A 22,054-nucleotide genomic window follows, 5' to 3' on the forward strand; every position below is an offset into this window, starting at 1 on the left:
CTACAACGCGCTCCGGTTTATTGCAGATCGTTACCACCGTGGAACCACCCGGGCCTGCGGCCTCACCCCCGGCTCCAGTAGGTTCTGGCCATGAGCGATTCCGGCACCCTGACGAAAACCGGGCTGGTGGCGCTGTCCGGCGTCAACAAACATTTCGGCGAGCTGCACGTCCTGAAGGACATCAACCTGTCCATCGACCAGGGCGAGGTCGTTGTGGTGATCGGGCCGTCCGGGTCCGGTAAGTCGACGCTCTGCCGCGCGATCAACCGGCTGGAGCCGATCGACTCCGGCAGCATCACGCTCGACGGCCAGCCGCTGCCCAGCGAGGGCAAGGCGCTGGCCAAGCTGCGCTCCGACGTCGGCATGGTGTTCCAGTCGTTCAACCTGTTCGCGCACAAGACGATCCTGCAGAACGTCACGCTCGGACCGACCAAGGTCCGCAAGGCCGATGCCAAGCAGGCCGAGAAGCGGGCGATGGAACTGCTGGAGCGGGTCGGGGTGGCCAGCCAGGCCGAGAAGTACCCGGCGCAGCTGTCCGGTGGCCAGCAGCAGCGGGTGGCGATCGCGCGGGCGCTGGCCATGGACCCGAAGGTGATCCTCTTCGACGAGCCCACCTCGGCGCTCGACCCGGAGATGATCCAGGAGGTCCTCGAGGTGATGATCGACCTGGCCAAGCAGGGGATGACGATGGTCGTGGTGACCCACGAGATGGGCTTCGCCCGGACCGCGGCGAACCGGGTGGTGTTCATGGCCGACGGCGAGATCGTCGAGCAGTCCGACCCGGAGACGTTCTTCACCAACCCGACCTCCCGGCGGGCCCAGGACTTCCTCGGCAAGATCCTCAAGCACTGACCCGCCTGTACTGACCGCCCGTACTGTCCGCCCGCGGCTGTACCCGCGCGTAGCTGTAGTAACCAACGAAGGGGAACCTGATCATGAGAATGCGCAACCTCGTCGCCGTCTTCGGCGTCGCGGCGCTCGCGCTGACCGCCGGCGCCTGTGGCAAGGACGAGCCCGCCGCCGGCGGTGGTAACGGTGGCGGCGGCGCCTCGGACTCGTGCGGCGACCTGCACAAGTTCGACACCGCGAGCGGTGTCGCCGTGGCCGGCAGCACGACCTTCACCAAGGCGCAGTCCCGCGGCAACCTGATCGTCGGTGTCAAGGCCGACCAGCCGAACCTCGGCTACAAGGACGCCGACGGCAAGCGCTGCGGGTTCGACATCGAGGTGGCCCGGATGGTGTCGGCCGGCCTCGGACTGGACCCGGACAAGATCCAGTACAAGGAGATCCCGTCCGCGAACCGCGAGACGGCCATCTCCGGCGGTGAGATCGACTACTACGTCGGCACCTACTCGATCACCGACAAGCGCAAGAAGCAGGTCTCGTTCGCCGGTCCGTACTTCATCGCCGGCCAGGACCTGCTGGTCCGCAAGGACGACACCTCGATGGACGCCGGCAAGACCGCTCTCAAGGGCAAGAAGGTCTGCTCGGCGACCGGCTCGACCCCGATCCAGCGGGTCAAGGACGAGCAGCTGACCGAGGCGAGCAACATCTCCGAGTTCAAGACCTACTCGGAGTGCGTCTCCCAGCTGCTGGACAAGAAGGTCGACACCGTCACCACCGACGACGCGATCCTCAAGGGTTACGCCGCCACCGCGCCCGACGAGCTGCGGGTGGTCGGCAAGCCGTTCAGCACCGAGAAGTACGGCATCGGCCTGCCGCTGGCCGACAAGGCGCTGCGCACCCAGGTGAACACCATCCTGGAGAAGTCCGCCTCCGACGGCACCTGGAAGGCGATCTACGACGAGACGCTCGGCAAGTCGGGTTCCGACTCGACGCCGCCGCCGCTCGAGAAGTACTGATCCATCAGCCGGCCGCGGCGTCCTGACGGGCGCCGCGGCCGGGCTGTGTACCTGTAGGCAAGAGGAAGGTCGCGATGTTCTCGGTCCTTACCGACAACTGGCCGTTGTTCCGGGACGGTTTCTGGCTGACGATCCGGCTGTTCGTGGTGTCCGGTGTGCTCAGCCTGGTGTTCGGCACCGTGCTGGGAGCGTTCCGGGTCTCCCCGGTGCCGGCCCTGCGCGGCATCGGCACCGGCTACGTCAACATCCTGCGGAACACCCCGCTCACGCTGGTCTTCGCGTTCCTGTTCTTCGGCGCGGCCAAGATGCACCTCGCGCTGCCGAACCCGTTCTGGACCGGCGTCGGCGCTTTGACGATCTACACCTCGGCCTTCATCTGCGAGGTGGTCCGGGCCGGTGTGAACACGATCTCGCCGGGCCAGTCCGAGGCGGCCCGCGCGGTCGGCATGTCGTTCGTGCAGGTGCTCACGATCGTCGTCCTGCCGCAGGCCTTCCGGGCGATCATCCCGCCGCTGATGAGCGTGCTGATCGCGTTGCTGAAGAACACCACGATCGCGGCCGGCTTCTCGGTCGCCGAGGCCGGCTCGATCCCGGCCGCGATGTCCGAGCGCGGTGAGAACCAGCTGCTCACGCTGACCTGGATCGCGATCGGGTTCCTGATCCTGATCGTGCCGCTGATCTTCCTGCAACGATGGGCCGAACGACGGACGGCGGTGGCCTGATGAGCTCTGTTCTGTACGAGTCCCCCGGACCCCGCGCGAAGGTCCGCAACCGGATCCTCAACGTCGTGGTCCTGGTGGTGCTGGCCGGCGCGATCGCCTGGCTGATCCACCGGATGTACGTCAACGGCCAGTTCGAGAGCCGGCTCTGGCGGCAGTTCCAGTACACGGCGATCCAGAATCAGCTGCTGCACGGTCTGGTCAATACCTTGAAGGCCGCCGGCCTCGCGGCGGTGTTCGCGCTGCTGTTCGGCGCTGTCTTCGCGGCCGCACGGATCAGTGACCACGCCTGGCTGCGCACCCCGGCGACGCTGATCGTCGAGCTGTTCCGGGCGATCCCGCTGCTGATCCTGATGTTCTTCTTCTACTACGGCAACATCCAGTTCCAGCTCGGGCTGGGCCCGTTCTGGGCGGTCGTCTTCGGTCTGACGCTGTACAACGGCTCGGTGCTGGCCGAGATCTTCCGGGCCGGCATCGCCGCCGTACCGAAGGGTCAGCGCGAGGCGGCGTACGCGATCGGCCTGCGGAAGAACCAGGTGGTCCGGCTGGTGCTGTTGCCCCAGGCCATCAGCTCGATGCTGCCGGCGATCGTCAGCCAGCTCGTCGTGCTGCTGAAGGACACCGCGCTCGGCTTCATCATCACCTACGAGGAGCTGCTGTACGTCGGACGCCAGATGGGTGGCCGCCTGACCTACGGGTTCCCGTACATCCCGACGTACATCGTGATCGCGGTCATCTACATCGGGCTGTGCTCGCTGCTCTCGCTGCTCGCCCGCTACCTCGAGGGCCGCTCGCGCCGCCGCCGCAAGGTCACCGGAGCCCCGCCACCGATGACCGAGGCGCCGGACGCCGCCTCTGGCCTCGACCCCGGCGCCAAGATCTGATCGAAGGCCTCCTCTCACCTGTGAGAGGAGGCCTTGTCACAACTGGTATAGCGCGGTGAACGCACGGTAATCACGGGCTGGGATTCTGCAGGCACCACCACCCAGCGGAGGAGCCCAGGATGCCGTCTCTGACATCTTCACCGGCCCGGCCGACACGTCGGCCACGCGTCGCCGGGCTCGTTGCCGCACTGGCCGTCGTCGTCTTCAGCCTCGGCACCGGCCCGGCGGTGGCTCCGGCAGCCGCCCTCCCGATGCCGTGCGCCGCCGAGCCCGTGATGCGCGTCTGGTACGACTCCGACCAGACCGGTTCCTGGGCCAACGCCTGGCTCGAGACACCTGCCGTGTGCAACGGCAGATGGGCCCATCTGAACCTTCGTCTCTACTGCATCGAGGGCACTCCCAGGAAGCTCCTCTACAACAAGGCCGAGAGCGGTACCGGCCCCTTCGACACGCCGTGGACGATCCTGCCGAAGACCTGCACCAGGTTCCGTGCGTACGGCGATCTGGCGAACATCGCCGGAGTGATCCACTCCGACGTCTGGTCCTGGCGCTACGGCTATCCCCCGGCCTGAGAAGGAGATCGGCATGCCCACAGCTCTGATCAGAACAGCCGTGATGCTCACCGCGGCTGCCACGGTGGCCACGATGGTCACGGTCACCGCGTTGCCCGCCGCGGCCGACGAGCGGTACGTCGGCAAGCTCTGCTTCACGTTCGAGGTGCCGGAGAGCGGCCGACAGAAGTTCCAGGTCTGCGACACCCAGTACGACAGCACCAGCCTCGACAACCACCGGATCCACTACGTCACCGCGAAGCCGTTGACGTGCCCGGTGCTGGCCAACTGGTGGCGTCTGCGGTCCGCGACCAACGGCGGGACCGTGGACACGGTCAAGGAGGAGGTCGACGGCTGCTCGATTCCGACAACCGTGACCTCAGGACCGAAGCGGGCCACCACGACGGCGACCATCCTGTTGCACGCAGCCCCGCTCGATCTGACCGAGAGCGCGTCCTTCCGTCCACTCTGATCGCGCCCCGTCCAGAACCCTGACCGACGGCCTCTCCTCGACCGAGGAGGGGCCTTCTCAGGTCCCCGGGCGGATGTCGTACGTCGTGCGCACGCCCGCCAGGATAACGCGCAGACCGTGCTCGAACTCGGCGTCGGGATCCGAGGCGAAGACGTCAACGACCATTCGCGACGTCAAGGGATAGCGCTCGGCGTCGACCGACTGCCGGACCTGGTCCGGTTGGTACGGATTGCCGTCAGGGTAGTCGACGCCGGTCTGCGCCTGCTCCTCGATGACGTAGCCGATCGTGTAGTGCAGCAGGATCGGAAACACCCGGGTGACGTCGCGCGCCGAGAACCCGGCGTCCTCCAGCGTGCGCAGCGTCAGCTCGGTCACCCGCCACATCGACTCGTCGCTGACGTTGGTGCCGGCGAGCACGCGGGCGCCGTCGCGGTACCGCAGCAGGCTCGCGCGCAGCCGCCCCGCCAGCTCGACCAGCCAGTCCTGCCAGTCCGTTCCGCGCCGGGGCGCTTCCACTCCGTCAACGGCGTTGACGAACAACACGCGCGCCATCGCGTCGAGCAGCTCGCGCTTGTTCTTGACGTGCCAGTAGAGCGCCGGCGCCTGGACGCCGAGGGCCCCCGCCACCTTGCGCATGGTCAGGCCGTCGACCCCGCCGTCGTCGAGCAGCGGCAGCGCCGCGGTGGCGATGGTCCTGGCATCGAGCTTCACGTCGTTCTCCTGTTCGTCCTTGACAAGCTTAACAACGTTTTGCTCTCCTTAACATCGTTAAAGAAAATCGAACGATGTTAGGGAGTTGTTCTCATGGATGTAGTGATCGCCGGCGCCGGGCCGACCGGTCTGATGCTGGCCGCCGAGCTGCGCCTGGCCGGGATCGACGTCCTCGTGCTGGACGCGCTGCCCGCGCGGACGGGTGAGTCACGGGCGGGCGGCATTCACGCCCGCACGATGGAGATCTTCGACCAGCGCGGACTGATGGACCGCCTGCTGCCGCACGGCCGGCAGATCCAGGCGGGCCACTTCGGCGGCGTGCCGATGGACTTCAGCGACTTCCCGACCCGCTTCCCGTACACGCTCGGCATCGTGCAGGCCGTGATCGAACGCGAACTCGAGGCGTACGCGATCGACCTCGGCACCGTCGTGCGGTGGTCCGCGCCGGTGCGCGGGTTCCGCCAGGACGACGCCGGCGTCGAGGTCGAGGTCGGCGGCACGGACGGCGGCGTGATCCGCTGCTCGTACCTGGTCGGGTGCGACGGCGGACGCAGTACGGTCCGCAGACTGGCCGGCATCGGGTTCGACGGCACCGACGCGACGATGACCGGGATGCTCGCCGACGCCGAGCTCGCCGAGCCGCCCGCCGGCACGGTCTTCGGGCGACGCAGCGGTCCGGGCGACTATTCGGTGCTCCAGTTCCAGCCGGGCTGGTACCGGATGATGGTGCAGCGCTACGACCGCGTGGTCGATCGGGCGAGCGAGCCGACGTTCGAGGACTTCCGCGAGTCGTTCCGCGAGGTCGCGGGGACCGACTACGGGATGCACAGTCCGCGGTGGGTCTCGCAGTACGGCGACGCGGCACGGCAGGCCGACCGGTACCGCGACGGCCGGGTGCTCCTCGCCGGGGACGCCGCCCACATCCACTTCCCCGCGGGCGGTCAGGGGCTGAACCTCGGCGTACAGGACGCGGTCAATCTCGGGTGGAAACTCGCGTCCGTCGTACGAGGCGACGCGTCGAGCGAACTGCTGGACAGCTACCAGACCGAGCGGTACCCGGTCGCTGCCCGCGTGCTGCACAACACCCGCGCACAGAGCGCCCTCTCACGTCCTGGCCCGCATGTGGACGCGCTGCGCGACACCTTCAGCGGGCTGTTGGAGATCGACGACGTACGGCGGCGGCTCGGCTTGATGATCACCGCCCTCGACGTCCAGTACGACGTCAAGGGCGATCACGTACTGACCGGACGCCGCGTTCCGGACGCGGACCTCACCGTCGCCGGTGAAGCCACCCGCGTCCATCAGCTGCTCCATCGCGGGCGCCCCGTTCTCTTGACGCTCCACGGCAGCGCACTACCGTCGAGCGACCGCATCGACCACATTCAGGCGCACTGCGCCGGCGCGAGCTGGACCGTGCCCGAGGTCGGCGACATCGCCGTACCGAGCGCACTGCTCATCCGCCCGGACGGCTACGTCGCCTGGGCCACGGACGAGCTCTCCACCGAAGGTCTGGACGACGCGATGACCACCTGGTTCAGCGCAGGGTGTTGAAGGAGTCGCGGATGATCTCCAGCGCCTCGCCGGCCTCCTCCTCGGTGAGCGTCATCGGCGGGGCCATCCGGAGGACGTTGCCGTAGAGACCGCCCTTGCCGACCAGCAGGCCGCGGTTCTTGGTCTCCTGCTGGAGCTGGGCGGTGGCGGCCGGGTCGGGGCTGTTGTCGTCCGGCTTCACGATCTCGGCCGCCAGCATCAGGCCCTTGCCGCGGACGTCGCCCAGCTCGGGGAACTCGTCGGAGATACCACGCAGACCGTCGACGAGCTGCGCGCCGCGCTTGGCCGCGTTCGCCTGCAGGTCCTTGTCGAGCAGGTAGTCGATCGTCGCCTTCGCCGCGCTGGTGGAGATCGGGTTGCCGCCGAACGTCGACAGCGAGTTCGCCTTGATGCTGTCCATCAGGTCGCCACGCGCCACCACACCACCGATCGCGAACCCGTTGCCGAGCCCCTTCGCGAACGTCATCGCATCCGGTACGACGCCGTGCGCCTGGATCCCCCAGAAGTGCTCACCGGTCCGTCCCCACCCGGTCTGTACTTCGTCGGAGATGAAGAGGATCCCGTACTCGTCCAGGACCTCCTTGAACGCGGCGTACAGGCCGTCGGGCGGCGAGGAGAACCCGCCGACGCCCTGGATCGGCTCCGCGATCAGGCACGCCACGTCCCCGGCCGTCGTGGTCTCGATGACGTTGCGCAGGTCGTCGACGCAGACCTTGACGTACTCCGCGTCGGGCAGGTCCTTGAACGGGCTGCGGTACCGGTACGCGCCCTGCAGGTACTGCACGTTCACCGGGGACAGGCTGCTCGCGGACCAGCCGCGGTTGCCGGTGATGGCCACGGTGCCGAACGCACGGCCGTGGTACGAGTTGCGCATCGCCAGCACCTGGTTGGAGCGGCGGTTCTGGGTGGCGAGCAGCAGGGCCGTCTCGTTCGCCTCGGTTCCGGAGTTCGCGAAGAAGACCTTCGCGTCCGGGATCCCGGACAGCTCGGCGATCTGCTCGGCCAGTTCGATCTGCTTCCGGATCAGGTACACCGTCGAGGTGTGCGCGATGCCGGACCCGAGCTGCTCGCGGACCGCGTCGGAGATCTCCGCGATGTCGTACCCGATCGCGTTGGTCAGGATGCCGGCGAAGAAGTCCAGGTACGTGTTCCCCTCACCGTCGGTGACCCGGCGGCCGGAACCCTGCACGATCTCGATCGGCTCCTCGTAGTACAACGCGAGCCAAGCCGGCATGACGGCCTTGTGACGCTCCCAGAGCTCCGCATGTGTCCGCTGTGTCATGGTCCAACCATTACCTCAACTGATAGTGCACGTCCATCGCAGCTAGGGTGCTCTCCGTGACGATGCCGAGCATTCCGCATGTGGACATCGAGTCCCTGGAGCAGTTCGACCGAGTACTCGCCGCGGGCGCCACCGCGATGGCCGGCTGGCGGATCCAGTCGGTCGACCTGACCGGGCGGACGGCGGAACTCCTGGGGCTGAGCCCGATGGGCTCGGTGTTCCTCGGCTGCCTGCTGGAGGAGAAGGCCGACGTCTGGGTCCGGGACGGCGGCGGGCTGGTCTTCCCGGCGATCCCGGCGTTGCCGTTCGACGCGTACCGCGGGCGGCTGTACGACGCCGACGAGCTGTACGCCGGCCTCGAGCACGGGTACGACGCCACGCCGGACGCCCGGATCTACGCCTGGTCCCGGCAGCACGACGTGAAGGGCGACACCAGCCGGACCCTCGCAGCGGCCCTCCACGACCACGCGATCGCCGACGCGCTCACCGAACTGCCCGACGACAAGCCGTGGGTCGGGGTGATGGGCGGTCACGGCGTACTGCGGGGTGACGCGAACTACCGCTCCGCGGCCCTCCTCGGGCGGACGCTCGCTCGCCGTGACCGCGTGGTCGTCACCGGCGGCGGTCCCGGCGCGATGGAGGCCGCCAACCTCGGCGCGACGCTGGCGTCGTACGACGATGGCGCCGTCGACACCGCGCTGGCGGCGCTGAGCGCGGTACCGTCTTTCCGGCCGTCGATCGCCGCGTGGGCCGGTGCGGGTCTCGACGTACGGCGGGCGTTCCCCGGTGACGGCGGCGTGTCGATCCCAACGTGGTTCTACGGTCACGAGCCGCCGAACGTGTTCGCGTCCGCGATCGCGAAGTACTTCTCGAACGCGCAGCGCGAGGACGTCCTGCTCAGCCGGGCGCGCGGCGGCATCATCTACCTCCCCGGCGCCGCCGGCACCGTCCAGGAGGTCTTCCAGGCCGTCACCCCGAACTACTACGGCGACGCCGCCACCCAGATCCCGCTCATCCTGGTCGACGTCGCCCACTGGACCGAGAAGCTCCCCGTGTGGCCGCTCCTCCAGTCCCTCGCCGCGGACCGCCCGATGCGCACGTCGATCAGCCTCGTCGACACCATCGACGAGGCTGCCGAGCTGGTGAGCTGATCAGGCTGGTCAGGCGACGCGCTGCGGCGTGAACTGCATCTGCGGGTTGGCGTAGGCGTCCTGCGACTCGACGAGCTGGAGCTCACGCCGGCCCGACTCGTGGGTGCGGGTGAGCAGGTCGAACACGCTGGACGTCGTCCGCGCGAGCGCGTCCGCGAGGTCGCCCGTACGGCGGTAGTGCGCGGTGAACAGCGCTGCGGTCACGTCACCCGACCCGTTCGCCTTCATCGGGATGTACGGCGTCTGCACGAGCCACGCACCGCTGTCGTCGACCGCCAGCATCTCGATCGTGCCGTCCTCGCGGTCCGGACGCTCGACGCTGGTGACGAGCACCGTGCTCGGACCGGTCGCGCGGACCAGCTTCACCGACTCCAGCGTGGACTCCAGCGTGTCCGGCTCGGTGCCGGTCAGGAACCCCAGCTCGAACTGGTTCGGCGTGATGATGTCGGCCGCCGGCACCACCCGGTCACGCAGCAGCACCGGGATGGCGGGCGCGACGAAGCACCCGGACTTCGCGTTCCCCATCACCGGGTCGCAGGAGTACACCGCGGCCGGGTTGGCCGCCTTGACGCGCTGCACCGTCTCCAGGATCACGTCGGCGATCCCCTCGCCGCCCTGGTATCCGGACAGCACCACGTCGATCTGCGGCAGGACGCCGCGCTCCTCGATCCCCAGCAGAACCTCTCGGACGTCGTCCGGACTGATCAGCGGCCCCCGCCACGCCCCGTACCCCGTGTGGTTCGAGAAGTTCACCGTGTACACCGGCAGCACCTCAACCCCGATGCGCTGAAGCGGAAACACAGCTGCCGAATTACCCACGTGACCGTAAGCCACCGCCGACTGAATCGAGAGAATCTTCACCCAGCGATCATCCCACTGCCCCGTCACCAGCCACCGCCCCGGTCAACCGAGCAGCTTGGTCAGCTTCACATCCTCCTCCACAAACCCGAGCCGCCCGTAGAACGCACGCGCGGCCGTGTTGCCGGCACCAGTCTCGAGCGTGACCACTAGCAGGCCGAGTCGCTGAGCGTGATCGGCCACCGCATCGACGAGTGCGCGCCCGACGCCGTGGCCCTCGTGCTCCGCCGAGACCACGAGCTCACCGACGTACATCTCCTGCTCCCCCGACCAGTGCGGGCGCTGCTCAGCGGACACGAAGCCCGTCACCACGCCGTCTTCCTCGGCGACGAGCATCAAGCGGTCCGGTTCGGTCACGCGATACACCGCCTCTTCCACCCAGCCGGTGACTGCCGCCAGGACCTGTTCGGGTGGTCGCCATGGCGCGACGCCTTCCGCGAGGCGCGGGGCAAGGGCGAGGACTGCTTGGCGGTCGGTCTGCTGGTAGCTGCGAACGTGCATGCTGACCAGTGTGTCGGTGGGGCGGGTTAGCGTGCGTTCTCCAGCCCGAAGCCCCGGCGAAGGTCCTCACCGAGACCCGCTGAGCCATCCCTCGGCCGTGTCCAGGAACGCGTCCACCTGCTCCACGTCATACCCCTCGCTCAGCCGGACCGGGCTGAACTGGACCCGCCGGATCTCCTGGGCCGTCACGGGCCGCTCCACCGGAAGCCCGTTCACGGTCGCCATCACCCGGTCGACGAAGCCATCGACCTCCGTCATGTCGTACCCCTCGCGCAACCGGACCGTAGTGAAGCGCGGCGCAGTACGCGCGAACTGCTCCCCCACGACCGGCGCGGGTGCCGCGAGCGGACGATCCGGCAGCCACCGCTCCGCATCCATCAGGAAGGCGTCGACTTCGTCGACCAGGTAGCCCGCGCCGAACAACGGCGTACTGAACGCCGCGTCGCGGAGGTCGTCGACGGTCACGGCCGGAGCCGTCGACCGGCGCTCGACCGTGGCCATCAGGCGCTCGACCAGCGCATCGACCTGCCCGCGGTCGTACCGCCGGCCGATCCGGCGCACGGTGAAGGCGGGCTTCAGCATCAGGACTCGGACGCGGCGAGCTGTCCGCAGGCGCCGTCGATCTCCTGACCGCGGGTGTCGCGGACGGTCGTCGGTACGCCGCCTGCCTCGAGCCGGCGCACGAACTCGCGCTCGTCGGCCGGGTCGGAGGCGGTCCACTTCGAGCCGGGCGTCGGGTTCAGCGGGATCAGGTTGACGTGCACCCAGCCCCAGTCGCCGCGCGAGGTCAGCTTCTCGGCCAGCAGGTCGGCCCGCCAGGCGTGGTCGTTGATGTCCCGGATCATCGCGTACTCGATCGACACCCGGCGCTTGGTCTGCTGCGCGTACCCCCAGGCCGCGTCCAGCACCTCGTCGACCTTCCAGCGGTTGTTGATCGGCACCAGCTCGTCGCGCAGCTCGTCGTCCGGCGCGTGCAGCGACAGCGCGAGCGTGACCGGGATGCCCTCGGTCGCGAGCTGGTTGATCCGCGGCACCAGGCCGACCGTCGACACGGTCACGCCGCGGGCCGAGATCCCCAGGCCCTCCGGCGACGGGTCCGTGAACCGGCGTACCGCGCCCATCACGGCCTTGTAGTTGGCCATCGGCTCGCCCATGCCCATGAACACGATGTTCGAGACCCGGCCGGGGCCGCCGGCGATCTCGCCGCGGGCCAGCGCCCGCGCCCCGTCGACGACCTGCTCGACGATCTCGGCGGTCGTCATGTTCCGGGTCAGGCCGCCCTGGCCGGTCGCGCAGAACGGGCACGCCATCCCGCAGCCGGCCTGCGAGGACACGCACATCGTGGCGCGGCCCGGGTAACGCATCAGGACGGACTCCACGAGCGAGCCGTCGAGCAGCTTCCAGAGCGTCTTCCGGGTCTGCCCGTTGTCGCACTCCAGGTCGCGGACGCGGGTCAGCAGCGGCGGCATCAGCTCGCCGACGAGCTTGTCGCGGGTCGCGGCCGGCAGGTCGGTCATCTCGGCCGGGTCGGACACCAGCCGGGAGAAGTAATGGTTGGACAGCTGCTTGGCCCGGAACGCGGGCTCGCCCAGCGCCGTGACCGCCGTACGCCGCTCCTCCCCGGTGAGATCGGCGAGGTGCCGCGGTGGCTTCTTGGCGCGGCGCGGCTCATCGAACACGAGGGGAAGGGAAGTAGTCATAACCGGCCTATTGTCGCAAGCCGGTCGGCTGCTTCACAAATTCACATCCGCTTCGTGCTGCGGATCACTCTCGCGGCGGTCCGAGTGCCCGAGCTTGCGATCGGGCGCGATCCGGTCCCGCACCATCTGCTTCAGCAACGGAAGTTCGGCGAACCCGCCCTCCGCCTTCCGCGACCACAGCACCTCGCCGTCCAGGCTGATGTCGAACACCCCACCGGTCGACGGCACCAGCGCCACCTCCCCGAGCTCCTTCGGAAAGGTGGTCAGCAATTCCTGCGCGGTCCACGCCGCCCGCATCAACCACCGGCACTGCGTGCAGTACACGATCTCCAACCGCGGCTGTCTGGTCACTGCCCCAGTATCTCTTCGTGCACCAGATCCGCACGGCGGGGCGGCAATCGTACGGATCCGGTGCACAAGGTGGCCGTCAGGCGGAGTAGCCCTTCGGCGGGATGAGCGTGGCGAGCTGGTTGAAGGTCAGCCAGTACGTCGCCGTCGGCGCGAAACCGGCCGGGTCGGCGATGAGTACGGTCTGGTCGCTGTCGTCGTACCCGATCACGGTGAAGTAGTGGTAGATCGTGTAGTTCGGGTAGCCCGGCGGGTGGTTGTTGGCCGGGGCAACGATGTTGGCGACGATCGGGTAGTTGTTGTCGATGTCGAGGACGACGTCCCGCCAGAGCAGGTCACGCTGCGCCTGGGTGGGCGGGTCGTTGGGCATCTCCTTGGTCTCGTACCAGCCGGTGCCGAGGTGGTTGTTGAGCACCCGGGTGACCTGACCGATCCAGTCGGTGCCATTGGTTGTGGTCGGCAACTCGTTGGCCAGTTGCTGCTGACTGGGCGGTGCGATCCGGGCGGACAGTGCGATCCGGGTCGCCGCCGGGCCGCACCAGTAACCGGTCTGCTGGTACTGGAAGTCGATGTTCAGCGTCTTGACGGTCTGCGTCGAGTAGCCGAGCGTCGGCACTGGTTTGACCGCGGCCGCGTGCGCGGCGTCGACGGTCTGGGCGGGTTGGGCAGTCGCTGTGGACAGCGTGGACAAGGGAAGGGCGGCCGCTGCGATGAGCGCGAGACCGCAGAGCGCGGCCTTGGACTTCGTCCAGGGGGTCATGTCAGCTCCTCACTGGACGACCGGGGCGGGTCGTCCTGCGTTTGATACTGACACAGCAGCCTTGGGTGTGGGTGAAAAAATCACCGACCCTTTCCAGCTCAGTGGAAAGGCTCGATGATTTCCCGGACCAGCCACCGTACGGCGTGCTCCGGGTACGGCCTTGGGAGCGACAGCACGATGTGGTCGAACCCGAGTCCGACGGCCTTCTCGACCATCGCCCGAGTCGACGCCGGGTCGTCGTACGAGACGATCTGCTGCAGTGATCGGCTGAGCGTCGACGGGTCGCGACCGATGCGCGCGCACTCCGCGTCAAGGCGCCGTACCCGATCGGCGAGCGTGTCGAAGTCGGTGTGCGGCGGGCCGCTGATGTTCCAGCTGTCGGCGTACTCCGCGACGAGGCGCAGCATGCGGTTGCCCCAGCCACCGATCAGCAGCGGCGGACCGGCCGGCTGGATCGGCTTGGGCGCGTTGCGGTTGCGTTCGAGCGAGTAGTAGCGGCCGTGGAAGTCGAACTCGTCCTCGGTCCACATCCGCCGCAGGATCTCGATGGTTTCGCGGAGCCGGTCGACCCCCTCCCCCGGCGGCACGAGGGTCAGGCCGTAGGCGGCGTACTCCTCGATGGCCGGGTTCGGTCCCGCGATACCCCTCTGCCCGGCGGGTTGACGGGTGCCGCCGGCGCCGAGGCCCATGATCAGGCGGCCTCCTGAGATCACTTCGAGCGTGCTGGCGATCTTGCCGAGCACGGCCGGCGGGCGGACCCGGTTGCTGGTGACGAGCAGGCCGAGGCGCAGCCGGGTGGTTTGCGCGGCGAGCGCGGTCAGCAGCGTCCAGCCCTCGAGGACGTCGCCGTTCTTCGGGCCGGCGAGCGGGAGGAAGTGATCCCAGAGCCAGGCGTCGCGAATCTGCGGGACTTCGTCGGCCTCGAGCCAGACGCGGCGGATATCGGCGTACGGGACGTGCATCGGGGTGGTCTTCAGACCGAACGTCGGTGGCATAATCGTCAGGATAACTGATGATCAGTAAGTCTGACGATCAGTTCCCCGGTAGATTTGACGGTATGGCGTCCGACCGGCTGGGGTATCTGCTCAAACATGTCCTGGCGCAGCTCACCGAGGCACAGACCGAGGCGCTGGCGCCGTACGGACTGAACGGCCGCGACCTCGCCGTCCTGTCGGCGGTCGCTTCCGGCGAGCCGCTGTCCCAGCTCGACGTCGCCGCGCGGTTGCGCGTGGACCGTACGTCGATCGGCGACCTGCTGGACGGACTCGAGGAGCGCGGCTTCGTCGAGCGCCGGCGCAGTCCCGAGGATCGGCGGCGGAATGTCGTCGTACTGACGTCGCTCGGCGAGTCCACCTTCGAGACGGCGGAGCGGATCCGGCGGGAAGTGGAGCAGACGTTCCTCGCTCCCCTGGCGGCGCCGGATCGCTTCCGCGACGATCTCCGGCTCCTGCTAGGGGAATGAGGTCTCCGGCCGGCCGGTTGGACTGGACATGCTCTCCGTGCCGTTGTCAGTTCTCGATCGGTCCCGGACGCGTGCCGGCGAGTCGGAAGCGGAGACGCTGCGAGCCACTGTCGAACTCGCGCACCAGATCGAAGAGCTTGGCTACAAGCGGTTCTGGGTGTCGGAGCACCACAGCGTTCCGGGCGTCGTCGGATCGGCGCCGACGGTGCTGGCAGCAGCCGTTGCCGCTCGCACCGAACGGATCCGCGTCGGTACCGGCGGTGTGATGCTGCCGAACCACAAGCCGCTGGTGGTGGCGGAACAGTTCGGCGTACTGGAGTCGCTGTATCCGGGCCGGATCGACATGGGCCTCGGCCGCTCGGTCGGTTTCACCAACGGGGTACGGCGTGCGCTCGGGGTCGAGAAGGATGCGGCCGACGACTTCAGCACCCAGGTGGAGGAACTCCTCGGCTTCCTCACCGGCACCTCCGACGTTCACGCTCGCCCTGGAGAAGGCCTCCGCATTCCGCCTTTCGTCCTTGCCGTCGGCGAAGGCGCCACGATCGCGGCGTCCCTCGGTCTGCCCGTAGTACTCGCCGCTCGCTCCGACTCCCCGGATGTCCTCGAGGACTATCGGAATACCTTCCGGCCCTCACACTGGGCCGCGGAACCGTACGTGATCCTCGCGGTCACCGCCGCGGTGGCGGACTCCACCGAAGCTGCTCGCGAGCTGCTGTTGCCCGAGGCCTGGGCCAGCGCCTACTCACGCACCCGTGGCGTCTTCCCGCCGCTGCAGGCCGACGTACCCGAGGAGATGACGGCCCGCGAGCAGGAGTTCTTCGAGAACGCGCTCCGCGGCCAGATCTACGGCACCCTCGACGACGTCGACGCCGCCCTCAGCGACCTGGTACGCCGGACCGCCGCCGACGAACTCCTGATCACCACGAACACCTTCGACCGCTCGGCGTTGCTGGCGTCCTACGCGGCGCTGGCGAAGCTCAGCGGCTGATCCGGGCCTCGAGGCGCTTGCGAACCTCGGGCCACTCGTCCGCCAGGATCGAGAACACCACGGTGTCCCGGAACGAGCCGTCCGCGAGTCGCTGGTGCCGACGCAGCACGCCCTCACGCGTCGCCCCGAGCTTGGCGATCGCCGCCTGCGACCGGGTGTTCTTCGTGCCGGTCTGGATCTTCACGCGGCCGAATCCACACACCTCGAAGGCATGCTCGAGCAGCAGCAGCTTGGCGGCCGGGTTCACCGCGGTCCCCCAGACCGCCGGCGCGTAGCCGGTGAACCCCAGATGGGCCCGCTCGTTGACCAGGTCGACGTCGGCGAGGCTCGACGTACCGACGACGGTCCCCGCGGCGCCCAGGGAGCTGTCGTCAACCAGCCGGACCACGTACGCGAACCGTTTGGCCGCGGCCGGGATCCACTTCGCGCGCATCTCCTCGGCACTGCGCGGCATCGCCTCGGGGCCGCCGCCGAACCCACCGGCGTACACCTGCTCGTTGGCGATCGCGGCGTACAGCTCGTCGATGTCTTCGGACCGCATCCGGTCCAGCCGTACGACGTCACCTACCAGCGACCGCCCATCGGGTGCGACAGTCATCATTTCACCAGCAAATGCAGGAGCAGCCAGACCGCGGGCGCAGTCGCGAGCAGTGAGTCCAGGCGGTCCATCACGCCTCCGTGACCGGGCAGCAGGTTCGACATGTCCTTGATGCCGAGGTCGCGCTTGATCATCGACTCACCGAGATCGCCGACCGTCGCGGTCACCACGGCGACCGCACCGACGATCGCGCCGGCCCACCAGTTGCCGTCGAGCAGCAGGACGACCGAACCGATGCCGGCACCGATACACGCCAGGGCCGACCCGGCGAAGCCCTCCCAGGACTTCTTCGGACTGATCGCCGGGGCCATCGGGTGCTTGCCGAACAGCACGCCGGCGGCGTACCCACCGACATCGCTGGCGACCGTGACCAGGAAGAACGTCGTCACCCGCTGCGGACCGTCGGCCTCCGGCTGCACGAGCAGCACCGCGAAACCGGCCAGCAACGGGACGTAGCCGATCAGGAACACGCCCGCCGAGGTGTCCCGGACGAACCCGACCGAACCGCCCGGCATTCGCCAGAACAGCGTCCCGAGAACGGTCCCCGCGAGCGCCACGAGCAGCGCCATCGGTCCCCCGAAGTACGCCGCGACGAGCATCGCCGCCGTACCGACGAACAGCGGGATCCGTGGGATCACCGCGCCACCGGTGCGCAGTGCCTTCATCATCTCGTCGACCGCGACCAGCACGGTGGCCAGTACGACGACGACGAAAAGCGCCTTCTGCCAGTACAGCGAGCCGATGATCAGCGCGCCCAGTCCCACCCCGACCGCGATCGCCGCGGGCAGGTTCCGCCCGGCGCGGCTCGGGCTGGGACTCGCCGCGGGCGTGCTCTCGACGCCCATCACACCTCGAGCAGTTCGGCTTCCTTGTGCTTGAGCAGGTCGTCGATGGAGTCGACGTACTTCTTCGTCAACCCGTCGAGCCGCTTCTCAGCACTCTTGCCCTCGTCCTCGCCGGCGTCGCCGTCCTTGACGGTCTTGTGCACCTGGTCCATCGCGTGCCGGCGGATGTTACGCATCGAGACCTTGGCCTCCTCGGCCTTGGTCTTCGCGAGCTTGATGTACTCCTTGCGGCGTTCCTCGGTCAGCTGCGGCATCACCACGCGGATCACGGCGCCGTCGTTACCCGGGTTCACCCCCAGGTCCGAGTCACGGATCGCCTTCTCGATCGCCGCCATCGCACCCTTGTCGTACGGCGAGATCAGCACGGTCCGGGGCTCCGGGACCTGGAACCCGGCCAGCTGCTGCAGCGGCGTCGGGCTGCCGTAGTAGTCGGCCAGAATGCCCGCGAACATCTGCGGGTGCGCCCGGCCGGTGCGGATCGCGGCGAAGTCGTCCTTCGCAACCTCCACGGCCTTGGACATCTTCTGCTCGGCATCGCGGAGAGCTTCGTCGATCACGACATTCCTCGCTTCCTCTGGGCCACCTCGACGCGGCCACACTCCTACCCTACGAACGCGGGTCTACCAGATAACGGACATCGACCCGTGTTCGACGATCCTAGTCGTACGGGCAGGTAAGGCCTACGCCGGGTTACTGGCCGCGGGAGACGACCGTCCCGATCTTCTCCCCGTGCACGACGCGGGCGATATTGCCCTCCTCGAGACCGAAGATCACGATCGGCAGCGCATTGTCCCGGGCCAGGCTGATCGCGGTCGCGTCGGCGACCCGCAGCCCGCGGGACAGGAAGTCGTCGTACGACAGCTGGTCGAACTTCACCGCGTCCGGGTTCTTCTTCGGGTCCGAGTCGTAGACACCGTCCACGCCCTGCTTGCCCATCAGCAGCGCCTCGGCACCGATCTCCAGCGCGCGCTGCGCGGCGACGGTGTCGGTGGAGAAGTACGGCATACCGGAACCGGCGCCGAAGATGACCACGCGGCCCTTCTCCAGGTGCCGCTCGGCCTTGCGCGGGATGTAGGGCTCGGCGACCTGGCCCATGGTGATGGCGGTCTGCACGCGGGTCTCGATGCCGAGCTTCTCCAGGAAGTCCTGGAGAGCCAGGCAGTTCATCACCGTGCCGAGCATGCCCATGTAGTCGGCACGGTTCCGCTCCATGCCGCGCTGCTGCAGCTCGGCACCGCGGAAGAAGTTGCCGCCGCCGACCACCACGGCGACCTGCACGCCCGCCCGGGCCACCTCGGCGACCTGCTTGGCGATCGAGTTCACGACGTCCGGGTCGACGCCGAGCTTGCCGCCGCCGAACACCTCACCCGACAGTTTCAGCAGCACCCGGTGATAGGCAGGCGAGAACGGCGAAGAGGCCGGACTCGTCTCGGTACCCAGGGTTTCCGTCACGATTCCGGCCTCCTCGTTCGTTGCTGTCCGCTCAGATCCTTCGCGGGATCAGGCGCCGACCTCGAAGCGGGCGAACCGCTTCACGGTCACACCGGCCTCGTCGAGCACGGCCTTCACGGTCTTCTTGTTCTCGGTCACCGACGGCTGCTCGAGCAGGACGACGTCCTTGAAGAAGCCGTTCACCCGGCCCTCGACGATCTTCGGCAGGGCGCCTTCCGGCTTGCCCTCCTCGCGCGCGGTCGCCTCGGCGATCCGCTTCTCGTTCTCGACCGTCTCGGCCGGGACCTCGTCGCGGGTGGTGTACAGCGGGCGCATCGCGGCGGCCTGCATGGCGGCGCCCCGAGCGGCCTCGACGTTGTCGCCCTCGAACTCGACCAGGACGCCGACCTGCGCCGGGAGGTCCGCGGCGCGCTTGTGCATGTACGCCGTGACCTGACCGTCGAAGACGGCCACCTTGCCGAGCTCCAGCTTCTCGCCGATGACGGCGGCCAGCGCCTCGATGTTCTCGGCGACCGACTTGCCGTCGGTCAGCTTCTCGCTGAGCAGGCCCTCGACGTCGCCGACCTTGCTCGCCGAAGCGTGCGCGACGATGTCGGCGGCGAGCTGCTGGAACTGCTCGTTCTTGGCGACGAAGTCGGTCTCGCAGTTCAGCTGGACCAGCGCGTTCTCCGCCGCGGCCACCAGGCCGTTGGTGGCGGACCGCTCGGCGCCACGCTTCTGGGCCTTGGCCGCGCCCTTGATGCGCAGTTCCTCGATGGCCTTCTCGAAGTCGCCGTCGGTGGCCTCGAGCGCCTTCTTCGCGTCCATCATGCCCGCGCCCGTGGTGTCGCGGAGCTTCTTCACGTCAGCGGCGGTGTAGTTCGCCATTCCTCGTTCTCTCGTCTTGTCGATGCGGCTGGGTGGGCGGCAGCGCCGGCGGCCGGGCCGCGGCAGCTGGGACGCCGCCCGGGCGGACCCGGGCGGCATCAGCGGGCTGTCAGGCCTCGTCGGCCTTCGGGGCCTCAGCGGCCTCGGTGGCAGCGGGGGCCTCAGCGGCCTCAGCGGCCTCAGTGGCCTCCGGAGCCTTCGCCTCGGTGACCTCGGCGTCGGTCGCGACCGGCTCGGTGAGCACGTCGGTCGCCTCGGCGGCCGGGGCAGCCTCGGCGGCCTTCTCCTCGGTCTTCGCCTCACCGGTCTTGGCGGTGCCGTTCTGGCTCTCCAGCAGCTCGCGCTCCCAGGCAGCCAGCGGCTCCTCCTGACCCAGCTCCTCGCCGGCAGCGGCGGAGCCCTGACCCGAGCGGCCCATCAGGCCGTCGGCGACGGCGTCGGCGACGACCCGCGTGAGCAGGCCGACCGAGCGGATCGCGTCGTCGTTCCCCGGGATCGGGTAGTCGACCTCGTCCGGGTCGCAGTTGGTGTCCAGGATGCCGATGATCGGCAGCTTCAGCTTGCGCGCCTCGTCGACCGCGAGGTGCTCCTTCTTGGTGTCCACGATCCACACGGCGGCCGGAACCCGGGCCATGTCGCGGATACCGCCGAGGGTCTTGAGCAGCTTGTCGTGCTCGCGACGCTTCTGCAGCAGCTCCTTCTTGGTGACACCGGAGGCGGCCACGTCGTCGAAGTCGATGAGCTCGAGCTCCTTGAGACGCTGGAGCCGCTTGTTCACGGTCTGGAAGTTGGTCAGCATGCCGCCCAGCCAGCGCTGGTTCACGTACGGCATCCCGACGCGGGTCGCCTGCTCGGCGATCGCTTCCTGGGCCTGCTTCTTGGTACCGACGAACAGGATCGCCCCGCCCGACGCGACCGTGCTGCGGACGAACTCGTACGCGCGGTCGATGTAGGACAGCGACTGCTGCAGGTCGATGATGTAGATGCCGTTGCGCTCGGTGAGGATGTAGCGCTTCATCTTCGGGTTCCAGCGCCGGGTCTGGTGCCCGAAGTGCACGCCGCTCTCGAGCAGCTGCTTCATGGTCACGACGGCCATGAGGGGTCTCCTTTTGCGGCCCGGCTTGTGCTTCCGGGCCCTGGTTTTGGTTGTACCGCCGCGGATCGGGTGATCCGTGGCTCCTGATGCCCGTCGCGCCGGTCCACCCGGAGTAGCCTCCGGGACCGAGGAACGTCACAGTTTGTGCGGGCATGCGTAGTCGCCCCACCGAGATGGGGCGCCACCGGAAGTGTACGTGACCACCTGCGCGGAACGCGAACCGGCCACCGTTGTCCACAGACCCGTGATCGGCCGTCCGCGACGACCCTGATCCCGGCATCTTCCCTGGCATGAACCTCGCCCTGCTGACCCTCGCCACCCTCCCCCTCGCCCCGACCCCCACCGACTGGCCGTTGCAGCCCCGACCGCAGGTGGTGCACGGCTTCGAACTACCCGCCAAACCGTGGCTCCCCGGCCACCGCGGCATCGATCTCGGCGGCCGCCCCGGTCAGCCCGTCCTCGCCGCCACCCCCGGCACGATCACGTACGCCGGACCGCTCGCCGGCCGCGGTGTCGTCACGATCACGAACGGAGCCCGACGGACGACGTACGAGCCGGTGATCGCCGCCGTGTCGGTCGGAGCGACCGTGACGACCGGAACGGTCATCGGTCGGCTGTCGGCGGCGGGATCGCATTGCCTGCCTCGAGCGTGCCTGCATTGGGGTCTGATCCAGGGGAAGACGTACCTGAACCCGCTGACCCTGGTGCCTGACCGGCCGGTGCGACTGCTCCCGCTCGCCGAGCATCCCTCGACCGCGCCCCCGCCTCACTTGGCGGCGTCCAACTCGTCGGACAGCCCGGCAGTCAGCTCGCCTGCCGCCCCGTCGGGTGGGGAGTCGGGCGGGGATCAGCGCGCCGCCAGGATCCTCATCGCCGCGACGGCAGCGCTGACGCTGACTGCCGGATTCCTGATCAGACGCGAGTGAACCGCACTCGCGCTCTGCGACCGCCTGTCAGGCGTGCGGCAGGTTGAGCTGCCACGACACCCCGAACCGGTCGTTGACCCAGCCGAACTTCTTGCTGAACCCGTAGTCCCCCAGCGGCATCAGAGCGCCGCCACCCTCGACCAGCGCGCCGTACAGCCGGTCGAGCTCGGCCTCGTCCGCACAGTCCACGAAGAACGACGTCGAAGGCGTGAAGGTGAATCCATGGTGCTGAAAACTGTCGCTGCACATGAATTGCTGCCCGGCCAACGTGAACGTCGCGACCATCACCGACCCCTCCGGCCCGGGACCCTCGGGGCCGTACTTCGTGATCGACACGACCTCGGCGTCGTCGAACAGCGAGAGGTAGAAGGTCATCGCCTTCTCGGCGCCACCCTCGAACATCAGGAACGTCTTGATCTGCTGCTCGGCCATACCCACTCCCATGTAGTCGCCGCTTATATAAGTCGGGA

The 22,054-nt window shown here is 68.4% G+C and carries 27 protein-coding genes; 11 read left to right on the forward strand and 16 right to left on the reverse strand.

Features of this window, described 5'->3' with window-relative positions; translation table 11 throughout:
* The first annotated feature begins 90 nt into the window (after positions 1 to 90).
* The 6 genes from ACFYRH_RS19660 to ACFYRH_RS19685 all read left to right on the forward strand — a co-directional run bounded on the left by ACFYRH_RS19660 (position 91) and on the right by ACFYRH_RS19685 (position 4,488).
* Positions 91 to 852, forward strand: a complete 762-nt coding sequence (locus ACFYRH_RS19660) for an amino acid ABC transporter ATP-binding protein (RefSeq protein WP_387776737.1) — start codon at positions 91 to 93, stop codon at positions 850 to 852.
* A gap of 83 nt (positions 853 to 935) precedes the next feature.
* Complete coding sequence (locus ACFYRH_RS19665) at positions 936 to 1,862, forward strand: glutamate ABC transporter substrate-binding protein (protein WP_387776740.1); 927 nt, start codon at positions 936 to 938, stop codon at positions 1,860 to 1,862.
* A gap of 74 nt (positions 1,863 to 1,936) precedes the next feature.
* Positions 1,937 to 2,584: an amino acid ABC transporter permease gene (locus tag ACFYRH_RS19670; protein WP_387776743.1), complete on the forward strand. Its 648-nt coding sequence runs from the start codon at positions 1,937 to 1,939 to the stop codon at positions 2,582 to 2,584.
* A complete protein-coding gene (locus tag ACFYRH_RS19675; RefSeq protein WP_387776746.1) occupies positions 2,584 to 3,465 on the forward strand; it encodes an amino acid ABC transporter permease in 882 nt (293 codons plus the stop codon). The genes ACFYRH_RS19670 and ACFYRH_RS19675 overlap by 1 nt, the downstream gene beginning before the upstream one ends.
* A gap of 119 nt (positions 3,466 to 3,584) precedes the next feature.
* Positions 3,585 to 4,037 carry a hypothetical protein gene (locus tag ACFYRH_RS19680; RefSeq protein ID WP_387776749.1) on the forward strand — a complete coding sequence of 151 codons (453 nt, stop codon included), beginning with the start codon at positions 3,585 to 3,587 and terminating at the stop codon, positions 4,035 to 4,037.
* Positions 4,038 to 4,050: 13 nt separating this feature from the next.
* Positions 4,051 to 4,488 (forward strand): hypothetical protein, encoded by a 438-nt coding sequence (locus tag ACFYRH_RS19685; protein WP_387776752.1) that lies wholly within the window; start codon positions 4,051 to 4,053, stop codon positions 4,486 to 4,488.
* 57 nt (positions 4,489 to 4,545) lie between these two features.
* On the opposite strand, the gene ACFYRH_RS19690 is transcribed toward ACFYRH_RS19685, so the two are convergent.
* Positions 4,546 to 5,199: a TetR/AcrR family transcriptional regulator C-terminal domain-containing protein gene (locus tag ACFYRH_RS19690; RefSeq protein WP_387776755.1), complete on the reverse strand. Its 654-nt coding sequence runs from the start codon at positions 5,197 to 5,199 to the stop codon at positions 4,546 to 4,548.
* Positions 5,200 to 5,292: 93 nt separating this feature from the next.
* Here ACFYRH_RS19690 and ACFYRH_RS19695 point away from each other — a divergent pair, with 93 nt between their 5' ends.
* Entirely contained in the window at positions 5,293 to 6,750 is a 1,458-nt protein-coding gene (locus tag ACFYRH_RS19695) for an FAD-dependent monooxygenase (RefSeq protein WP_387776758.1), read from the forward strand.
* Here ACFYRH_RS19695 and ACFYRH_RS19700 read toward each other — a convergent pair.
* The gene (locus ACFYRH_RS19700; RefSeq protein WP_387776761.1) at positions 6,734 to 8,032 is read right to left on the reverse strand and encodes an aspartate aminotransferase family protein; all 1,299 of its coding nucleotides are present in this window, start codon (positions 8,030 to 8,032) and stop codon (positions 6,734 to 6,736) included. The two genes, ACFYRH_RS19695 and ACFYRH_RS19700, sit on opposite strands and share 17 nt — an antisense overlap.
* Positions 8,033 to 8,094: 62 nt before the next feature.
* Between ACFYRH_RS19700 and ACFYRH_RS19705 the strand changes: the two genes are divergently transcribed.
* The gene (locus tag ACFYRH_RS19705) at positions 8,095 to 9,183 is read left to right on the forward strand and encodes an LOG family protein (RefSeq protein ID WP_387778301.1); all 1,089 of its coding nucleotides are present in this window, start codon (positions 8,095 to 8,097) and stop codon (positions 9,181 to 9,183) included.
* A 9-nt stretch (positions 9,184 to 9,192) separates the two neighbouring features.
* On the opposite strand, the gene pdxY is transcribed toward ACFYRH_RS19705, so the two are convergent.
* The 7 genes from pdxY to ACFYRH_RS19740 form a co-directional block, all read right to left on the reverse strand.
* Positions 9,193 to 10,044 (reverse strand): pyridoxal kinase PdxY, encoded by an 852-nt coding sequence (gene pdxY / locus ACFYRH_RS19710; RefSeq protein WP_387776764.1) that lies wholly within the window; start codon positions 10,042 to 10,044, stop codon positions 9,193 to 9,195.
* Between the two features lie 42 nt (positions 10,045 to 10,086).
* Positions 10,087 to 10,542: a GNAT family N-acetyltransferase gene (locus ACFYRH_RS19715; RefSeq protein WP_387776767.1), complete on the reverse strand. Its 456-nt coding sequence runs from the start codon at positions 10,540 to 10,542 to the stop codon at positions 10,087 to 10,089.
* Positions 10,543 to 10,608: 66 nt separating this feature from the next.
* Positions 10,609 to 11,124, reverse strand: a complete 516-nt coding sequence (locus ACFYRH_RS19720) for a DivIVA domain-containing protein (protein ID WP_387776771.1) — start codon at positions 11,122 to 11,124, stop codon at positions 10,609 to 10,611.
* Positions 11,124 to 12,242 carry a 23S rRNA (adenine(2503)-C(2))-methyltransferase RlmN gene (gene rlmN, locus ACFYRH_RS19725; RefSeq protein WP_387776774.1) on the reverse strand — a complete coding sequence of 373 codons (1,119 nt, stop codon included), beginning with the start codon at positions 12,240 to 12,242 and terminating at the stop codon, positions 11,124 to 11,126. Before rlmN ends, ACFYRH_RS19720 begins: the two co-directional genes overlap by 1 nt.
* A gap of 33 nt (positions 12,243 to 12,275) precedes the next feature.
* Complete coding sequence (locus tag ACFYRH_RS19730) at positions 12,276 to 12,593, reverse strand: SelT/SelW/SelH family protein (RefSeq protein WP_387776777.1); 318 nt, start codon at positions 12,591 to 12,593, stop codon at positions 12,276 to 12,278.
* Between the two features lie 76 nt (positions 12,594 to 12,669).
* Positions 12,670 to 13,350 (reverse strand): C39 family peptidase, encoded by a 681-nt coding sequence (locus ACFYRH_RS19735; RefSeq protein ID WP_387776780.1) that lies wholly within the window; start codon positions 13,348 to 13,350, stop codon positions 12,670 to 12,672.
* Positions 13,351 to 13,448: 98 nt separating this feature from the next.
* The gene (locus tag ACFYRH_RS19740; RefSeq protein ID WP_387776783.1) at positions 13,449 to 14,345 is read right to left on the reverse strand and encodes an LLM class flavin-dependent oxidoreductase; all 897 of its coding nucleotides are present in this window, start codon (positions 14,343 to 14,345) and stop codon (positions 13,449 to 13,451) included.
* Between the two features lie 62 nt (positions 14,346 to 14,407).
* On the opposite strand from ACFYRH_RS19740, the gene ACFYRH_RS19745 reads away from it, so the two are divergent.
* Both ACFYRH_RS19745 and ACFYRH_RS19750 read left to right on the forward strand, forming a co-directional pair.
* Positions 14,408 to 14,812 carry a MarR family winged helix-turn-helix transcriptional regulator gene (locus ACFYRH_RS19745; protein ID WP_387776786.1) on the forward strand — a complete coding sequence of 135 codons (405 nt, stop codon included), beginning with the start codon at positions 14,408 to 14,410 and terminating at the stop codon, positions 14,810 to 14,812.
* Between the two features lie 28 nt (positions 14,813 to 14,840).
* A complete protein-coding gene (locus ACFYRH_RS19750) occupies positions 14,841 to 15,800 on the forward strand; it encodes an LLM class flavin-dependent oxidoreductase (RefSeq protein ID WP_387776789.1) in 960 nt (319 codons plus the stop codon).
* Here ACFYRH_RS19750 and ACFYRH_RS19755 read toward each other — a convergent pair.
* From ACFYRH_RS19755 to rpsB, 6 genes are all read right to left on the reverse strand, one after another.
* The gene (locus ACFYRH_RS19755) at positions 15,790 to 16,401 is read right to left on the reverse strand and encodes a GNAT family N-acetyltransferase (protein WP_387776792.1); all 612 of its coding nucleotides are present in this window, start codon (positions 16,399 to 16,401) and stop codon (positions 15,790 to 15,792) included. The genes ACFYRH_RS19750 and ACFYRH_RS19755 overlap by 11 nt on opposite strands.
* Positions 16,398 to 17,243 (reverse strand): phosphatidate cytidylyltransferase, encoded by an 846-nt coding sequence (locus ACFYRH_RS19760; RefSeq protein WP_387776795.1) that lies wholly within the window; start codon positions 17,241 to 17,243, stop codon positions 16,398 to 16,400. The genes ACFYRH_RS19755 and ACFYRH_RS19760 overlap by 4 nt, the downstream gene beginning before the upstream one ends.
* Positions 17,243 to 17,797: a ribosome recycling factor gene (gene frr, locus ACFYRH_RS19765; RefSeq protein WP_387778304.1), complete on the reverse strand. Its 555-nt coding sequence runs from the start codon at positions 17,795 to 17,797 to the stop codon at positions 17,243 to 17,245. Before frr ends, ACFYRH_RS19760 begins: the two co-directional genes overlap by 1 nt.
* A 136-nt stretch (positions 17,798 to 17,933) precedes the next feature.
* Positions 17,934 to 18,695 carry a UMP kinase gene (pyrH, locus tag ACFYRH_RS19770; protein ID WP_387776798.1) on the reverse strand — a complete coding sequence of 254 codons (762 nt, stop codon included), beginning with the start codon at positions 18,693 to 18,695 and terminating at the stop codon, positions 17,934 to 17,936.
* 48 nt (positions 18,696 to 18,743) lie between these two features.
* Positions 18,744 to 19,562: a translation elongation factor Ts gene (gene tsf, locus ACFYRH_RS19775; RefSeq protein ID WP_387776801.1), complete on the reverse strand. Its 819-nt coding sequence runs from the start codon at positions 19,560 to 19,562 to the stop codon at positions 18,744 to 18,746.
* A 109-nt stretch (positions 19,563 to 19,671) separates the two neighbouring features.
* Positions 19,672 to 20,658, reverse strand: coding sequence for a 30S ribosomal protein S2 (gene rpsB / locus ACFYRH_RS19780; RefSeq protein ID WP_387776804.1), 987 nt, complete (start codon positions 20,656 to 20,658; stop codon positions 19,672 to 19,674).
* A 290-nt stretch (positions 20,659 to 20,948) separates the two neighbouring features.
* Between rpsB and ACFYRH_RS19785 the strand changes: the two genes are divergently transcribed.
* A complete protein-coding gene (locus tag ACFYRH_RS19785) occupies positions 20,949 to 21,584 on the forward strand; it encodes a murein hydrolase activator EnvC family protein (RefSeq protein WP_387776807.1) in 636 nt (211 codons plus the stop codon).
* A 27-nt stretch (positions 21,585 to 21,611) separates the two neighbouring features.
* Here ACFYRH_RS19785 and ACFYRH_RS19790 read toward each other — a convergent pair whose 3' ends face one another.
* Positions 21,612 to 22,016, reverse strand: coding sequence for a VOC family protein (locus ACFYRH_RS19790; protein ID WP_387776810.1), 405 nt, complete (start codon positions 22,014 to 22,016; stop codon positions 21,612 to 21,614).
* Positions 22,017 to 22,054: the final 38 nt, after the last annotated feature.

The sequence above is a fragment of the Kribbella sp. NPDC004875 genome (assembly GCF_042873375.1).
Classification (GTDB): domain Bacteria; phylum Actinomycetota; class Actinomycetes; order Propionibacteriales; family Kribbellaceae; genus Kribbella.

Coding starts and splice junctions, on each gene's coding strand:
- ACFYRH_RS19660 (WP_387776737.1), top strand. CDS start 91: ATGAGCGATTCCGGCACCCTGACGAAAACCGGGCTGGTGGCGCTGTCC.
- ACFYRH_RS19665 (WP_387776740.1), top strand. CDS start 936: ATGAGAATGCGCAACCTCGTCGCCGTCTTCGGCGTCGCGGCGCTCGCG.
- ACFYRH_RS19670 (WP_387776743.1), top strand. CDS start 1,937: ATGTTCTCGGTCCTTACCGACAACTGGCCGTTGTTCCGGGACGGTTTC.
- ACFYRH_RS19675 (WP_387776746.1), top strand. CDS start 2,584: ATGAGCTCTGTTCTGTACGAGTCCCCCGGACCCCGCGCGAAGGTCCGC.
- ACFYRH_RS19680 (WP_387776749.1), top strand. CDS start 3,585: ATGCCGTCTCTGACATCTTCACCGGCCCGGCCGACACGTCGGCCACGC.
- ACFYRH_RS19685 (WP_387776752.1), top strand. CDS start 4,051: ATGCCCACAGCTCTGATCAGAACAGCCGTGATGCTCACCGCGGCTGCC.
- ACFYRH_RS19695 (WP_387776758.1), top strand. CDS start 5,293: ATGGATGTAGTGATCGCCGGCGCCGGGCCGACCGGTCTGATGCTGGCC.
- ACFYRH_RS19700 (WP_387776761.1), bottom strand. CDS start 8,032: ATGACACAGCGGACACATGCGGAGCTCTGGGAGCGTCACAAGGCCGTC.
- ACFYRH_RS19705 (WP_387778301.1), top strand. CDS start 8,095: ATGCCGAGCATTCCGCATGTGGACATCGAGTCCCTGGAGCAGTTCGAC.
- ACFYRH_RS19715 (WP_387776767.1), bottom strand. CDS start 10,542: ATGCACGTTCGCAGCTACCAGCAGACCGACCGCCAAGCAGTCCTCGCC.
- ACFYRH_RS19720 (WP_387776771.1), bottom strand. CDS start 11,124: ATGCTGAAGCCCGCCTTCACCGTGCGCCGGATCGGCCGGCGGTACGAC.
- rlmN (WP_387776774.1), bottom strand. CDS start 12,242: ATGACTACTTCCCTTCCCCTCGTGTTCGATGAGCCGCGCCGCGCCAAG.
- ACFYRH_RS19735 (WP_387776780.1), bottom strand. CDS start 13,350: ATGACCCCCTGGACGAAGTCCAAGGCCGCGCTCTGCGGTCTCGCGCTC.
- ACFYRH_RS19740 (WP_387776783.1), bottom strand. CDS start 14,345: ATGCCACCGACGTTCGGTCTGAAGACCACCCCGATGCACGTCCCGTAC.
- ACFYRH_RS19745 (WP_387776786.1), top strand. CDS start 14,408: ATGGCGTCCGACCGGCTGGGGTATCTGCTCAAACATGTCCTGGCGCAG.
- ACFYRH_RS19750 (WP_387776789.1), top strand. CDS start 14,841: ATGCTCTCCGTGCCGTTGTCAGTTCTCGATCGGTCCCGGACGCGTGCC.
- ACFYRH_RS19755 (WP_387776792.1), bottom strand. CDS start 16,401: ATGATGACTGTCGCACCCGATGGGCGGTCGCTGGTAGGTGACGTCGTA.
- ACFYRH_RS19760 (WP_387776795.1), bottom strand. CDS start 17,243: ATGGGCGTCGAGAGCACGCCCGCGGCGAGTCCCAGCCCGAGCCGCGCC.
- tsf (WP_387776801.1), bottom strand. CDS start 19,562: ATGGCGAACTACACCGCCGCTGACGTGAAGAAGCTCCGCGACACCACG.
- rpsB (WP_387776804.1), bottom strand. CDS start 20,658: ATGGCCGTCGTGACCATGAAGCAGCTGCTCGAGAGCGGCGTGCACTTC.
- ACFYRH_RS19785 (WP_387776807.1), top strand. CDS start 20,949: ATGAACCTCGCCCTGCTGACCCTCGCCACCCTCCCCCTCGCCCCGACC.
- ACFYRH_RS19790 (WP_387776810.1), bottom strand. CDS start 22,016: ATGGCCGAGCAGCAGATCAAGACGTTCCTGATGTTCGAGGGTGGCGCC.